This window comes from Curtobacterium sp. 9128, from assembly GCF_900086645.1.
GTDB lineage: Bacteria > Actinomycetota > Actinomycetes > Actinomycetales > Microbacteriaceae > Curtobacterium.
This window is the reverse complement of sequence record NZ_LT576451.1, coordinates 3,715,901-3,730,532: the sequence shown is the minus strand read 5'-3', so window position 1 is coordinate 3,730,532 and position 14,632 is coordinate 3,715,901. Positions and strand designations below refer to the sequence as shown.

Sequence of the window (14,632 nt, the reverse complement as noted above, 5' to 3'; positions counted from 1 at the left end):
ACGGCGCACCGCGGCGCCCCGTCACCGTCACGATCCGCGGGCGACCGTCTCCTCGATCAGCGTGGCGCACGTCGCGGCCTGGTCCTCGACCAGCATGTGGCCGGTGTCGGGCACGATCACGAGCCGGGAGCCCGGGATCGCCTCGTGGATCGCCCGTGTGTGCTCCGGCCGGACGACGTCGTTCTCCCCGGCGGCGACGAGCACCGGGGCCGTGATCCGTGCGACGTCCTCGGCGGTCATGCGGGGCTCGGTCGACCACAGCTCGACGGTCTTCGCGGCGATGACCGGGAAGTACGAGCGGTCCTCCGGGGCGATCGCCGCCCAGTCGTCCCCGATCGCCTCGTCGAGCTCCTCGGCCGTGACCGAACCCGGCTGGTACCCGGACGGGTCGAGGTTGCCGGAGAACGCCGAGACCGACGCGACCAGGTCCGGTCGTGCGATCGCGAGCAGCAGTGCGGTGTTCGCACCGTCGCTGTGCCCGACCACGTGGACGGGGCCTCCGATGCGGTCGTCGACGAGGGTCGCCGCTTCGGACACCATCGAGGCGAAGCCGAGCGGCTCGTCGGTGTCCGGCGTCCGTCCGTGCCCACGTCGGTCGTACGTCCAGACCGCGAACGACGGGTCGAGGTGAGCGAGGATCGGGTCGAACACCCGACCGTCCGAGACGCCGCCGTGCAGGAAGACGAGCTTCGGTGCGGACGGCCCCGAACCGGCTCGCGTGCGGAACCACACGGGGACACCGTCGATGTCGTGCGTGCCGGTCTCGAAGTCGTCCACCGGATCAGCGTAGGGCCGTCGCTGAGCGGAATGACACGAACCACGATTAGGCTGGCCACACCAACGATGACCAGCAACCACCCAGCCACAGCACGAACAACGACGCCTCGAGTCGGATCGTCGTCGTCCCACGGCAAGACGATCCTGATCGGCGAGCACGCCGTGGTCTACGGCGCACCCGCGCTCGTGCTGCCGGCGAACGACGTGCTGGTCACGGCGACCGTGACGCCGATCCCGCGCGGCACCGGACACCACCTCGAGTCAGCGGTGCACACCGGCCCCCTGGACCTCGCTCCGGCCGCCGTCATGCCGACCGTGACGGCCGTGACCGCCACGCTGCGACACCTCGGCGAGACCGGGCAGCAGTTTCACGTCCGGGTGGACAGCGACGTCCCGACGGCCCGGGGCATGGGGTCGAGCGCCGCGGTCGCCGCCGCCGTGACCGCAGCGGTGGCCGATGCCCTCGGCGTCGTCCTCGACCCGGAGACGCACCACGAACTCATCCAGGAGTGCGAGCGCGTCGCCCACGGCCGACCGTCCGGGCTCGACGCGCGAGGTGTCGTCGCGGACGTCCCGGTGTGGTTCGAGGGGGGCCGCATCGAGCCGGTCGAGGTGACCGGTGAGTTCGTCTTCGTGATCGCCGACACGGGCGTGCCCGGCCACACGCGCGAGGCCGTGACGGCGGTCCGCGAGCGGCACGACCGCGATCCCGGAGCGGTGGACGCGGTCATCGGCCAGATCGGCGAGCTGTCGCGACGAGCCCGGGGGACACTGGGGGATGGCGACGCACAGGCACTCGGTGCCACGATGGACGCCGCGCACGAACTGCTCACCACGCTCGACGTGTCGAGTGATGACCTCGACCGGCTCGTCGGCGCCGCGCGCAGCGCGGACGCCCTCGGCGCGAAGCTCACCGGCGGTGGGCGGGGTGGTTGCGTCCTCGCACTCGCCGCGGACGGCGAGCACGCGGACCGCATCGCGGTCGCGCTCCGCGGCAGCGGCGCCGCCGCCACCTGGACCACTCGGATCGGAGACCGCGCTTGAGCACTGCCACCGCCGTCGCGCACCCCAACATCGCACTCGTGAAGTACTGGGGCAAGGCGGACGCCGACCTCGCGCTGCCCGCGACGGGCAGCGTCTCGATGGGCCTCGACGTCTTCCCGACGACCACCACGGTCACGCTGGTGGACGGGAAGGAGGCTCGTGATGCGTTCGTCCTGAACGGTCACGTCGCCGACGACGGGGCGTTGACGCGCGTCCAGCGCTTCCTCGAGATCGTCCGGCAGCTGGCGGGCAGCGATGCGCGCGCGCTCGTCGAGTCGACGAACGAGGTCCCGACCGGTGCCGGCCTGGCGTCGAGCGCGTCCGGCTTCGCCGCGCTCGCCACCGCAGCCGCCGCCGCGTACGGCCTCGACCTGTCCGAGCGTGACCTGTCCCGCCTCGCGCGCCGTGGATCGGGATCGGCGACGCGCTCGATCCCCGGAGGCGTGTCGGTCTGGCACGCCGGCGACGACCAGGGGTCGTACGCGGAGACGATCCCGGCGCCGCCGATGGCGATGGTCGTCGTGACGATCGACGCCGGGCCGAAGGAGATCGGTTCGCGCGAGGCGATGCGCCGGACGATCGCGACGTCGCCGTTCTACCCGGCATGGGTGACGTCGACGACGGAGACGGTCGGTGACATGCTCGACGCATGCGCCGCCGGGGACTTCACCCGGGTCGGCGAGCTCACCGAGAGCAACGCGCTCCGGATGCACGCGACGATCGAGGGCTCGTTCCCCCCGATCCGCTACCTCAACGCCCGCAGCGTCGCCGTGTTCGACGCCGTCGCCGAGCTCCGCGCCGCCGGCACCGAGGCGTACGCCACGGCCGACGCCGGGCCGAACGTCGTCGTGCTCACGAAGCCGGAGGACCGCGGTGCCGTCGCCGGTGCGCTCGCGGGCTTCGGCGACGTCATCGAGTCCGGCACCGGACCAGCCGCTCACGTCGTCCGCTCCGAAGGAACGGGGAGCCACCCCGACCAGAAGGAGTCCGCCGAGTGATCGAGTTCCGTGCCCACGGCAAGCTGTTCGTCGCGGGGGAGTACGCCGTCGTCGAGCCGGGGCAGCCCTCCGTCATCATCGCCCTCGACCGCGCCATCACGGCCCGTGTCGCCGAGGGGCACGGTGCCGGCAGCGTGCACTCGGAGGAGTACGGGCACCTGCCGCTGACGTGGACCCGCGCCGAGGACGGCATCGCGCTGGACCGGGAACACCACCCGTACGACTACGTGATGGCGACGATCGACCTCGTCGAGAAGCTCCGCGGGGAGCTCGGCATCGAACCGCGGTTCCACGACCTCCGCATCTCCAGTCAGCTCGACGACGCCAGCGGCCGGAAGTTCGGACTCGGCTCGTCCGCAGCCGTGACCGTCGCCACGGTCGGCGCCCTCGACCGGTTCTACGGCCTGGGGCTCTCGCAGCGTCAGCGCTTCCAGGTCGCCCTGCTCGCGACCATCCGGGTGAACCCCCGCGCGTCCGGCGGGGACCTGGCCGCCAGCACGTTCGGCGGGTGGCTCCGCTACAGCGCCCCGGACCGCGAACGTCTGGCATCGCAGCTCGACGCCCGCACCGTGTCGGACATCCTGCACGACGCGGAAGCCTGGGACGGCTTCGACGTCCAGCGCCTGCCTGCTCCCGAGAACCTGCGCCTGCTCGTCGGCTGGACCGGTTCGCCGGCGTCCACCACGAAGCTCGTGGGCGTGGTGCGGCGGCACCGGAACGGCGGGTACCAGGCGTTCCTCGACGACAGCCGGGCCTGCGTGGACGACCTGACCACGGGCCTCCAGACCGGCGACGCCGCGCGCACGCTGGACGCCCTGCGGCGCGCGCGCGGCCTGATGCAGCGCCTCGGCGACTCCGTGGGGTCCAGCATCGAGACCGAGCGCCTGACCACCCTGTGCGACGTCGTCGAGCGTGCCGGCGGGGCGGCGAAGCCGTCAGGAGCCGGCGGCGGCGACTGCGGCATCGCCCTCGTCCCCACGACGAGCGACACTGCGGAGAGCGACACCGCCGGGATCCTCCGCGAGTGGGAGGCGCACGACATCCGGCACCTCACCATCGCCGTGCAACCCCCGGAAGGCCCGATCGAATGAGCACCGTCGAATGAGCGACAAGACCATCACGCAGACCCCGATCCCCACACGCTGGGTCGGTCCGCTCCGGGTGAGCGGCAACGCCGTCGAGGGGGAGCACGAGGTACCCCTCGCGACGTACGAGTCGCCGCTGTGGCCGTCCGTCGGCCGCGGGGCCCGGATCTCGCGCATGGTCGAGGGCGGCATCGTCGCGACCGTCGTCGACGAGCGCATGACCCGCTCCGTCGTCGTGCGTGCCACGAGCGCCGCCGCCGCACACATCGCGGCCGGACAGATCCTCGCGCGGCAGCCGGAACTCGAGGCGGTCGTCACCGGGCAGAGCCGCTTCGCGAAGCTCATCGAGGTGCACCCGGAGATCGTCGGGGACCTGCTCTTCCTGCGCTTCGCGTTCACCACGGGTGACGCCTCCGGCCACAACATGGTCACGCAGGCTGCCGACACGCTGCTGCCGACGATCCTCGGCTGGCACCCCGAGCTGTCCTACGTGTCGATCTCCGGCAACTTCTGCTCCGACAAGAAGGCGACGGCGGTGAACGGCATCCGTGGGCGCGGGCGGAACACGATCGCCGAGATCGTCCTGCCAGGCATGGTCGTCGAGCGGTTCCTGAAGTCCTCGACCGAGCGGATCGTCGAGCTGAACACGGCGAAGAACCTGGTCGGCTCCACGATCGCGGGTGCCCTGCGCTCCGCCAACGCCCACTACGCGAACATGCTCCTCGGGTTCTACCTGGCGACGGGACAGGACGCCGCGAACATCGTCGAGGGCTCCCAGGGCATCACGTTCGCCGAGGCCCGTGGCGACGACCTGTACTTCTCGTGCTCGCTGCCGCACCTCATCGTCGGGACGGTCGGCAACGGCAAGGGCAACGACCTGCCCGTGGTCGAGGACGCCCTGGTGCGCCTCGGCTGCCGCGAGGACCGCGAACCCGGCGCGAACGCCCGACGGCTCGCCGGCCTCTGCGCCGCGACCGTCCTCTGCGGCGAGCTCTCCCTGCTCGCCGCACAGACCAACCCCGGTGAGCTCATGGCGGCCCACGTCGCCATGGAGCGGGGTACTGCTCGGAGAGAAGAGACGGCATGACCGGCATCGGCATCCACGACATCGCGGTCGCGACCGGGCACCACGTGCTCGAACTCGACGACCTCGCAGTGCAGCTCGGCGTGGACCCGGCGAAGTACCACGTCGGCATCGGCCAGGACGCCTTCAGCGTGCCCGCTCCGGACGAGGACATCGTCACGATGGGGGCAGCCGCTGCGAAGCAGGTCGTCGACCGGCACGGTTCGGAGGGCATCCGCACGGTGCTGTTCGCGACGGAGTCCGGCATCGACCAGTCGAAGGCCGCCGGGGTGTTCGTGCACGGACTGCTCGGGCTCCCGACGAACGCCCGCGTGGTCGAGCTGAAGCAGGCCTGCTACGGCGGGACCGCCGCGCTGCAGCTCGCACTCGGCATCGTCGCGCGGGACCCCCGCGAGCGTGTGCTCGTGATCGCCGCGGACGTCGCCCGCTACGACGTCGACACCGCCGCCGAGCCCACGCAGGGCGCAGGCGCGGTCGCGATGCTCGTCGCCGCCGACCCCGACCTGATCGAGATCGAGCCGCTGTCCGGGGTGTTCACCGCCGACGTCGACGACTTCTGGCGTCCGAACGACCGCTCGACCGCCCTGGTCGACGGCCGTCTGTCGGTCAGTGCCTACGTGGACGCCTTCATCGGCGCCTGGGACGACCTGGCGGCGCGGGGTGGCCCGGCGATCGAGGACATCGACCGGTTCGTGCACCACCAGCCGTTCACGAAGATGGCGCTCAAGGCGCACCGGAAGCTCACGCAGCACGTCGGCACGGAGTTCGACGAGTCCGAACTGGTGACGGGCTTCACGTACAACAAGCAGGTCGGCAACACGTACACGGCCTCGCTCTGGATCGCGCTCGCCGCCCTCCTCGACCTCGACGACGACCTGGCGGGCAAGCGGATCGGCATGTTCAGCTACGGCTCCGGCAGCGTCGGCGAGATGCTGACCGGCGTCGTCCGCCCCGAGTACCGGCAGCACCGCCGTGACGGCTCCGTCCCTGCGGCGCTCGCTGCCCGGGTGCCGCTGACGCTGGCGGAGTACCGGGCCCTGCACGCGACGGGTGCCGCGACCAGCGACGACGTCGAGCGTCCGCGCGTGACCACTGCCCCGTTCCGGTTCGCCGGCGTGCTCGGCGGCGCGCGCCACTACGAGGTGCGCAACTGACCGCCGAGACACCGCCGACCCGCCGAGACGCCGCCGAAACCGGCGCCGTCTCGGTGACTCGGCGGTGTCTCGGCGAGCCGGCGGCGCCACCCGTCCGGCCCACGGTGTAGACAGACCCATGGGCCAACTGATCTACGCGGGCGAGACGCTCGACCTGCACGTCGACGACCGTGCCCTCACGCACCTGCAGGTCGTCATCGTGAACATGCTCCGGCGTGACCACCGCTTCGTGTTCTCGTGGAAGGACGACGCACTGCACGGCGACGGCCGGTCGAGCATCTGGCTGCACCCGAACGCCAGCCTCCACTTCAAGTTCGCCGGCAGCCGGGCGCCGTCCATCAACCGGTCGTGGCTCGAGGAGCTGTACACCTCGGCGTCCTCCGGGTCCGGGCTGGTGCTCACCCCGGAGCCGCCGGACACCGCGTCGGGCGACGACTCGCCGTGGTCGCGTGCCGTGGTCCCCGGGGACGCTTAGCATTCCGATCGGTACGAGTCAACGGGTACCACCCACAGGTGAACCCCAGTACGGTGCAGGAACCGCTCGATGTTCCCGTCGTCGTCGGCTCAGGGTGCCGTGACGACGGGGGAGACCCGGATCAGGGGGCTCCCCGCAGGCGCCGGGCGGTCGGGGTCGCCGTCCCGCCCGAGGATTCGGGTTCCGAAGGCCGGGACGGCGGCCCCGCTCAGTACACGTCGCGGACGTACCGCTTCGCGCGACGCAGGTCGGCGAGGTACTCGGCAGCGTCGTCGTCGCCCTTGCCGCGTTCGGTCGCGATGACCTGCAGCAGGGCCGTCTCGACGTCCTTCGCCATCCGTGACGCGTCGCCGCACACGGTGAACGTCGCACCGTCCTCGAGCCACGCGTAGAGCTGCCTGGACTGCTCGCGCATCCGGGTCTGCACGTAGACCTTCTCTGCCTGGTCGCGCGAGAACGCCAGGTCCATGCGGGTGAGGACGCCCTGCTCCTGCAGCGCCGTGAGCTCGTCCCGGTACACGAAGTCGGTGTCGCGGTGCTGGTCGCCGAAGAACAGCCAGTTGCGCCCGGTGGCGCCGCTGGCGGCCCGCTCGTGGAGGAACCCGCGGAACGGCGCGATGCCGGTGCCGGGGCCGACCATGATGAGCGGTGCGGCGTCGTCGGCGGGGACGCTAAACGCGGCGTTCGGCTGCAGGTACACGCCGACCTCGTCGCCGACCGCCACCCGGTCGGCCAGGTGCGTGGACGCGACGCCGGAGTGCCGTCGGTTCACGTCGCCGTACCGGACGGAGGCGATCGTCAGGTGGATCCGGTCCGGGTGCGCGAGCGGGCTCGACGAGATCGAGTACTGGCGGGCCTGGAGCGGCCGGAGGAACGGCAGGAGCTCGTCCAACCCGGGTGCAGCAGGGCCGGCGTCACGGAGCAGGTCGAGCACGTCACGGCCCCAGAGCCAGCGGTCCAGCTCGTGCTTGTCGCCGTGCGCGACGACCGCCGCGAGCTCGCTGGCCGGGGCACGCTGCACGAGGTCCGCGACGAGGTCCTTCGACGGCGTCCGGATCTCCCGGTCGTCGCGGAGCACGTCGACGACGGCCCGACCGTCGAACCGCTCGTCGCCGGTGGCGCTGAGGTGGTCCAGCAGCTCAGACACGAGGGCGTCGTCGTTGCGCGGCACGACGGCGAGTGCGTCTCCGGCGGCGTACGTGATGCCGCTGTCGCCGAGGTCGAACTCGTAGTGGCGGATCTCCTTCGCGCTGCGCGGGTCGGAGAGCAGCCGGTTCTCCACCAGGCGAGCACGGTACGGGTTGCGCTTGTTCCACTGGGAACCCGGCCTGGAGGCTCGGCTCGCGCCCGCCCCGCCGGCTGCGGTCGCGTCGCTGGTCGCGCCGGCCCCGGCGGCTGAGGTCGCGCCCGGTGCCCCGTCCGCGCCGGTCTGGGCCTGGATGCGGTCGAGGACGCCGGCCGTCCAGAGGGCCGCGGGGTCCTCGAAGTCCACGTCGCAGTCGACGCGGTCGCTGATCCTGGTGGCGCCGAGCTGCTCGAACCGGGTGTCGAGGAGCTTGCCGGCCTGGCAGAACTCGTCGTAGCCGCTGTCGCCGAGGCCGAGGACGGCGAACTGCAGTCCCTCCAGCCGCGGGGTGGCGTCGGACTGGATCGCATCCCAGAACAGGCCGGCGTTGTCGGGCATCTCGCCCTCGCCGTACGTCGAGGTGACGACGAGCACGTGCGACATCCCGGCGAGCTGCTCGGGGGAGACGTCGTCGAGCGCCGTGGTCCGGCCGCCGAGTCCGCGGGCACGCGCACCGGCGACGAGCTCGTCGGCCAGGAACTCGGCGTTGCCGGTCTGGGTGCCGAACAGCACGTCGATCGTGGTGGTCGGCGCCGGTGCCTGGGACTTCTTGCCGGCGGCGGCGATCCCCGCGATGAACCCGGCGAGCCAGGACTCCTGGGCAGCGGAGAACGGGGCGTCGACCGGGATCAGCGAGCCGGTCGGGGGCAGCAGGGTCACGCGGTCACCGCCTCGGCAGGGGCCTCGGGAGCGCGGCGGGCGATGTCCTCGAGCGCCGCGGTGGCGAGCAGCTCGTCGAAGCGTGCCGCGCGGACGCGTCCGTCGTTCTTGGCGTTCTGGTGCATGATCCAGCCGGTCGTTCCCGGTGCGTCCATGCTGCGGTTGTTCCGCTGCGTGAGCGCACGCTTGTAGTCGTCGAGTCGCTTGATCGCGATGAGGGTGGCGAGCTCGTCGTCCGCGAACTTCTCGAGCGTGCCGCGCAGGTACTTCACGACGCGCTGCTTCACGAAGAAGTCCTCGGTCAGGACGAGGTTCTTGACGGCCTCGGCGATGCGGGGGTCGTTCGGGTCCGTCGCGCCGGGGACCCGCTCGAGCGCGATGTCCTGCGCGGCGCCGAGCACCGTGTACGACGACAGCAGCGAGAACATGTCGTCGCCCTGGTCGCCGAGCGCCGGGGCACGGCCGTCGAGCACGGTGCGGCGGTCGCGGTAGTCGACCTTGAACGCGCGGAGCTTGTCCGTCGCGGTCGACGTCGCGAGCTCGTCGAGCAGTTCGTTCCTCGTCGCGGCCGCCAGGATCGCCTCGGCGTCCTGCGTGAGCAGGAGCGCGCGGGGCATGCCGACGAACACGTGCGTGCGTGTCGTGTCCCAGTCGGCCAGCAGCCGGCTCGCGAGCTCGGAGCCGGTCGCCTCGAGGTGCCACGCGAGGAGCAGTCGTGCCGCGTCCTCGTGGAACGCGCCGCGCTCGGTGTCGGTGACGGGGAAGACCAGGAGCGAGTCGGTGCTGGCGCGCTCGGTGACCTGCCCGGACGGGTCGTACTGGTAGAGGAAGCCGCCGGACATGCCGTTCCCGAGTCCCTTGCCGAAGCCGCCGAGGTTGAACACCGCGCCGCCCGTCATGTACTCGCAGCCGAAGTCGCCGAGGCCCTCGACCACCGCGGTCGCGCCGGAGTTCCGGACGGCGAACCGGTCACCGGCCTCGCCCTCGACGAACGTCCGCCCGCCGGTGGCGCCGAACAGCGCGAAGTTGCCGATGAGGACGTTTCCACCGCGTTCGGCGCTGCCGCCGCCCGGCGCGCGCACGACGATGCGGCCGCCGCTCTGGCTCTTGCCGACACCGTCGTTCGCGGTGCCGGTGTGCTCCAGCAGGACGCCGTCGTTGTTGAAGACGCCGTAGGACTGCCCGGCGGAGCCGCTCGTGCGGATCGTCACGGCACCGTCGACCAGGCGCCGGCGACCGCGGTCGTCCGTGGTGACGGCTGGGACGTCCTCGAACGACGCGTCGCGGAGCTCGTGGTTGAGGATCCGCTCGACGTCGATGCCGAACTGGCCGCCGACCGACTTGTCGGCGTTGCCGAGGAGCACGCCGTCGATGGTGACGGAGTGCTCGTGGTGGGTCAGGAGCGCCGTGCGGACCCGCTCGATGAGCGCGTCGTCGGTGCGGAAGTCCTTCTCCAGGTACTCAGGGTCGGTGACGACCTTCTCGGGGACCTGCGCGAGCAGGTTCCGCACGTCCAGGCGTCCGACGCTCGCCGGGTGGTCGAGGAGCTGCAGCAGATCCGTACGACCGCGCGCCTCGCGCAGGGAGCGCAGGCCGAGGCGGGCGAGGATCTGCCGGACGTCGTGCGCGATGTTCAGCAGGTACTGCGCGAGCGCGCGGGGGTCCCCCTCGAACGCTTCGGCGTTCGTGGTGAGACCGGCAGGGCACTTCACGTTGCAGTTCTTCGCCATCACGCAGCCGAGCATCATCAGCGCGGTGGTGCCGAACTCGAAGCTGTCGCCGCCGAGGAGCGCGCTCGTGACGACGTCGCTGCCGGTCTGGTGCGCGCCGGAGCAGCGGAGCGTGACCTTCTGCCGGAGGCCGTTCGCGACGAGGGCCTGGTGGACCTCGGCCACGCCGATCTCCGCGGAGCGGCCCGCGTACTTCAGGCTCGTGACGGCCGCGGCCCCCGTGCCGCCGGTGTTCCCGGCGACGTTGATGACGTCGGCGCCGGCCTTCGCGACACCCACGGCGATGGTGCCGATGCCCTCGGAGGACACCAGCTTCACGATCACCCGGACACGCGCGGCCTTGCAGTCGTGGATGAGTTGCGCGAGGTCCTCGATCGAGTACGTGTCGTGGTGCGGCGGCGGCGAGATGAGCTCGACGCCGGGGGTGCCACCACGGGCAGCGGCGATGTCGACCGTGACCTTCGGCGCCGGCAGCTGGCCGCCTTCGCCGGGCTTGGCACCCTGGCCGATCTTGATCTCGAGCTCCTCGAGCATGGGGTCGGCGAGGTAGCCCGCCCAGATGCCGAAGCGACCGGAGGCGAACTGCTTGATCCGGGAGCCGCGGATGGTGCCGTAGCGGGAGTGGTGCTCGCCGCCCTCACCGCTGTTCGACATGCCGCCGACCATGTTCGTGCCGTGCGCGACCGCCTCGTGCGCGGTGGCGACGAGCGCCCCGTGGCTCATCGCACCCGACGCCAGCGTCCTGGTGATCTCGTGTGCAGGCTGGACGTCGTCGAGTTCGACGCTCTCCGGTGCGCTCTCCAAGAGCGCGAGGAGGTCGACGGCGAACCCGGTGGCGCGGAGCGTCACCTGGGTGTCGTCGACGTCGTCGACGTCGACCTGGCCGGGGAAGAGCAGGGCGAGCCCGCTCGCGAGAGCCGTGTGGCGCTCGGTGCCCTGCGATCCTGCGGACGTGAGCCGCAGACGGAACCGCACCGGGCCTCCCGTCGGACCTCCGTCACCGACCCGTGAGCCGAGCAGACCGCGCACCGTGACGCTGCTGTTGCCGGTCAGCGAGAACCGGCCGAGCTCGCGGGCGAAGTCCTCCGGCGTGTCGATGCCGGTCACGTCGGCGGGGAGCGCGAGCACGTCGCGGAGCGCGCTCGGGCGGCGGGAACGCTCCTCGTGCGTGGTCTGCAGGAACGTCCGGTAGCCAGGAGTCGTGCGGAAGGCGTCGATCTCGGCGTCGCTCAGCCGGTCGTAGCCGGTGTTCCGGTACGCGGCGTCGGAGATCCCGAACGCGTCGTCGAGCTGGCCGAGCGTCAGGAGCCGGAGCGCTTCCGAGTCGCCGGAGCGCTCGAAGGACGGACGCTCCTCGGTCATGCCGCCGAAGCCGCGCACGCTCGCGACGCCGAACGAGTGCCCGGCACCGTCGGAACGTTCCTTGAAGAGCCCGAGGAGCGGGACCTGGGCGTCGCCCTGCACGCTCCGCGCGCGCTCGTGCCAGTCCGTCGCCGCCTGGGCGATGCGGGCGAAGCCGACACCACCGACCGGGGCGTCCATGTGCGGGAAGACCCGGGCGAACAGGTCGTCGCGGGTGTCGAGGTAGTTCGGTTCGAAGAACTCGCCACCGATGTAGCTCTCGGCGGTGCAGAGCCCCACTCGGCCCATCGTCTTCGCGAGGGCCTTCTCGGCTGCCTTCCTGAACTGCTTCAGCGCCTGGTCGGTGGCGGTGAGCTCGCCGGCCGGTGCCGGGGCTGCCGGGTACTTCTCCTCGGCACGGAGCCGCGCGGACAGGCTGTACACCGCTGCTGCGCCGAAGCCGAGCGCCGTCGCCACGTGGTGCGACGAGGGGAGCTGGCCGCTCTCCGCGACGACCGAGACGCGCAGGCGCAGACCCGTCTCGATGAGGCGCTGGTTCACCGCCGCGACGGCGAGGATCACGGGGAGCGCGGCGGAGGTGCTCGAGACGCTGCGGTCGGTCAGCACCGCGATCCCGCCCCGCTGCTCGGCGAACGCCACGACCGCGTCGGCGAGCCGCTCGGTCGCGGTGCGCACCGCGTCGGCGTTGGCCTGCTCGTCACCGAGGACGGGGACGTAGAGCATGTCGAAGCGCTCGAGTGGCACGATGTCCTGGTCGCGGAGCCGCACCATGTCGAGGTGCCCGAGGATCGGGGACTGCACGACGAGCTGCCGGGTCTGCGCGCCCGTACCGTCCGGCTTGGCTCCCAGGGCGACGCGCATGCTCATGCCGTCGGCCTCGCGGATGGAGTCCAGCGGCGGGTTCGTCACCTGGGCGAAGCGCTGCGAGAAGTACTTCGCCATGCCGCCCTCGGTGTCGCTGAGGGCGTTGATGGCGTTGCCGTAGCCCATCGCCGAGATCCGCTCCGAGCCGTTCTGCAGCATCGGGTCGAGCATGAACCGGAAGCTCTCCTGGTTCAGCGAGTACGCCACGTAGCGGCCCTGCAGCGACAGGTCGCCGTCGTAGCCGAGGGTGTTCGTGGTGCGGTCGTAGTCCGGCGCGGGCAGGTCGTCCAGGTTCACCCGGGCGTCGTCGAGCAGCGTGCCGTAGTCGCGGCGGGCGGCGAGCATCTCGAGGACCTCGCCGGTGCGCATCTGCGTGCCGGTGCGGTGGTCGACGACGAGCATGCCGCCGGCCTCGATGCGGCCACGGTGCACGACCTCGTCGTCCGGGAACGTGACCTGACCGGCCTCGGACGACACCATCAGGTACTCGGCCGTCTCGACCGTGCGCAGCGGGCGGAGTCCCAGGCGGTCGAGTCGGGCGCCGACGACGTCGCCGTCGCTGAAGATCACGGCGGCGGGCCCGTCGTTCTTCTCCTCGTACAGCGAGAAGTACTCGAGCATCGCCCGGACGTCGTCCGTCAGCGTGCGGTCGTTCTCCCACGCTGGCGGCATGAGCGACACCACGGCCTCGACGATCTCCAGGCCGTCGTCGAACACGCGGCTCTGCAGGGTCTGGTCGAGGCGGCTCGAGTCGGACTGCCCTGGTGGACGGACGATGCTGCGCGTGCGTGCTCGGGCGAGCGCCTCGTCGGAGAGGCGGTTCTTCCGGTCGGTGTTGAGCTCGCCGTTGTGCGCCATCAGGCGGAACGGCTGCGCCATCGTCGGGTGCGGCTCGGTGTTCGTCGAGAAGCGGGTGTGGAAGTACAGCGTCCGGACGGAGTGCCGGGGGTCGCGGAGGTCGGTGAAGTACCCGATGACCTCGCCGGAGTTCAAGCGGCCCTTGAGCACCTGCGTGCGGGCGCTCAGGGACAGCGGCGACAGGGCGGCGTGCTCGAGGTGCTGCTCGGCCGCCTCGCCGTAGGAGATCGCCTCGATCGCGAGCAGGGCGCGGTTGGCGGCGGCGTCGACGGCGTCGCGGGACCAGTCCTCTGGAGCACGGAAGACCCACTGCACGATGGGCAGCTGGTACTGCTCGGCTTCCGGACGGGCGACGGAGTGGTCCACCGGGACGTCGCGGACGAGGAGGAGCTCGAAGCCCTGCTCCTCGATCTGCTCGGTGACGGTGCGGACCGCGCGGTCGCGCTCGTCGGTCTGGCTCGGCACGAAGCAGTTCGCGACGCCGAAGTGCCCGGCGCGGAGCTCCTCGCCGGTGAGCGCGCTGAAGAACTCCACGGACAGGTCGATGCTGACGCCGGCACCGTCGCCGACCCCCTCGGAGGACTTGCCGCCGCGGTGCGGGATCGCACAGAGCGCTTCGTCGCCCTTCACGATGACGTCGTGGCTCGGGGTGCCGTCGAGACGGGTGATGAAGCCGACGCCGCAATCGGAGTTCTCGCGGGCAGGGTCGTACAGACCGAAGGGGGAGGGGTTCACGTGCGGGTCCTGAGGAGCGAGTGCCGGCAGCGGACGGACGGAGGCTGCAACGGTGGAGCGCTCGCCGCGGGCGGACCGGTGGTGTCGGTCGGGCCCTGTGGGGTCGTGGTGCGGTGAGGCGATGCTAAGCGTTGGTATACCGACAGCGCAACACCGCTGCTTCCTGCTCGCGTGGCTGTGCGATCTGGCTCCGAACAACCGGAACCGATCCGCACCACGGTCTTCCGCGGTTCGGATCGGTTCCGGTTGTGCGTGTTACTCGGCTGTGCCGCCTTACTCGGCGTCTTCGTCCTCTTCGGGGTTGAAGTGCGACTCCGCGTCGGTGATGCCGGCGGCGACACCCTCGGGGTGGTTCGGGATCGTGCTGTCCTTCCCGAGGCCGTCCGTCTTCTCGGTGCCGTCCGGGTCCGGGGTGCTGGTGTCGGTCATGTGGTGCTCCTTCGCGTCACGGGAGGCTCACG

The 14,632-nt window shown here is 71.5% G+C and carries 10 protein-coding genes; 6 read left to right on the top strand and 4 right to left on the bottom strand.

Going from position 1 to position 14,632, the window contains the following annotated elements:
• Positions 1-27: 27 nt before the first annotated feature.
• Positions 28-777, bottom strand: coding sequence for an alpha/beta hydrolase (locus tag QK288_RS17790; RefSeq protein ID WP_281265601.1), 750 nt, complete (start codon positions 775-777; stop codon positions 28-30).
• A gap of 66 nt (positions 778-843) precedes the next feature.
• Here QK288_RS17790 and mvk point away from each other — a divergent pair, with 66 nt between their 5' ends.
• From mvk to QK288_RS17760, 6 genes are all read left to right on the top strand, one after another.
• Positions 844-1,821, top strand: a complete 978-nt coding sequence (mvk, locus tag QK288_RS17785; protein ID WP_281265600.1) for a mevalonate kinase — start codon at positions 844-846, stop codon at positions 1,819-1,821.
• Positions 1,818-2,819 (top strand): diphosphomevalonate decarboxylase, encoded by a 1,002-nt coding sequence (gene mvaD / locus QK288_RS17780; protein ID WP_281265599.1) that lies wholly within the window; start codon positions 1,818-1,820, stop codon positions 2,817-2,819. Before mvk ends, mvaD begins: the two co-directional genes overlap by 4 nt.
• Positions 2,816-3,910, top strand: coding sequence for a phosphomevalonate kinase (locus QK288_RS17775; RefSeq protein ID WP_281265598.1), 1,095 nt, complete (start codon positions 2,816-2,818; stop codon positions 3,908-3,910). The genes mvaD and QK288_RS17775 overlap by 4 nt, the downstream gene beginning before the upstream one ends.
• Before the next feature lie 10 nt (positions 3,911-3,920).
• Positions 3,921-4,991 (top strand): hydroxymethylglutaryl-CoA reductase, encoded by a 1,071-nt coding sequence (locus QK288_RS17770; RefSeq protein WP_281265597.1) that lies wholly within the window; start codon positions 3,921-3,923, stop codon positions 4,989-4,991.
• Positions 4,988-6,142 (top strand): hydroxymethylglutaryl-CoA synthase, encoded by a 1,155-nt coding sequence (locus QK288_RS17765; RefSeq protein WP_281265596.1) that lies wholly within the window; start codon positions 4,988-4,990, stop codon positions 6,140-6,142. The genes QK288_RS17770 and QK288_RS17765 overlap by 4 nt, the downstream gene beginning before the upstream one ends.
• Positions 6,143-6,260: 118 nt before the next feature.
• Positions 6,261-6,617: an ATP-dependent DNA ligase gene (locus QK288_RS17760; protein ID WP_281265595.1), complete on the top strand. Its 357-nt coding sequence runs from the start codon at positions 6,261-6,263 to the stop codon at positions 6,615-6,617.
• A 208-nt stretch (positions 6,618-6,825) separates the two neighbouring features.
• On the opposite strand, the gene QK288_RS17755 is transcribed toward QK288_RS17760, so the two are convergent.
• From QK288_RS17755 to QK288_RS17745, 3 genes are all read right to left on the bottom strand, one after another.
• Positions 6,826-8,622: a sulfite reductase subunit alpha gene (locus QK288_RS17755; protein ID WP_281265594.1), complete on the bottom strand. Its 1,797-nt coding sequence runs from the start codon at positions 8,620-8,622 to the stop codon at positions 6,826-6,828.
• Entirely contained in the window at positions 8,619-14,171 is a 5,553-nt protein-coding gene (locus QK288_RS17750) for a glutamate synthase-related protein (protein ID WP_281265593.1), read from the bottom strand. Before QK288_RS17750 ends, QK288_RS17755 begins: the two co-directional genes overlap by 4 nt.
• 273 nt (positions 14,172-14,444) lie before the next feature.
• Positions 14,445-14,600 (bottom strand): hypothetical protein, encoded by a 156-nt coding sequence (locus QK288_RS17745; RefSeq protein WP_281265592.1) that lies wholly within the window; start codon positions 14,598-14,600, stop codon positions 14,445-14,447.
• Between the last annotated feature and the right edge of the window lie 32 nt (positions 14,601-14,632).

Coding starts and splice junctions, on each gene's coding strand:
- mvk (WP_281265600.1), top strand. CDS start 844: ATGACCAGCAACCACCCAGCCACAGCACGAACAACGACGCCTCGAGTC.
- QK288_RS17770 (WP_281265597.1), top strand. CDS start 3,921: ATGAGCGACAAGACCATCACGCAGACCCCGATCCCCACACGCTGGGTC.
- QK288_RS17765 (WP_281265596.1), top strand. CDS start 4,988: ATGACCGGCATCGGCATCCACGACATCGCGGTCGCGACCGGGCACCAC.
- QK288_RS17760 (WP_281265595.1), top strand. CDS start 6,261: ATGGGCCAACTGATCTACGCGGGCGAGACGCTCGACCTGCACGTCGAC.
- QK288_RS17745 (WP_281265592.1), bottom strand. CDS start 14,600: ATGACCGACACCAGCACCCCGGACCCGGACGGCACCGAGAAGACGGAC.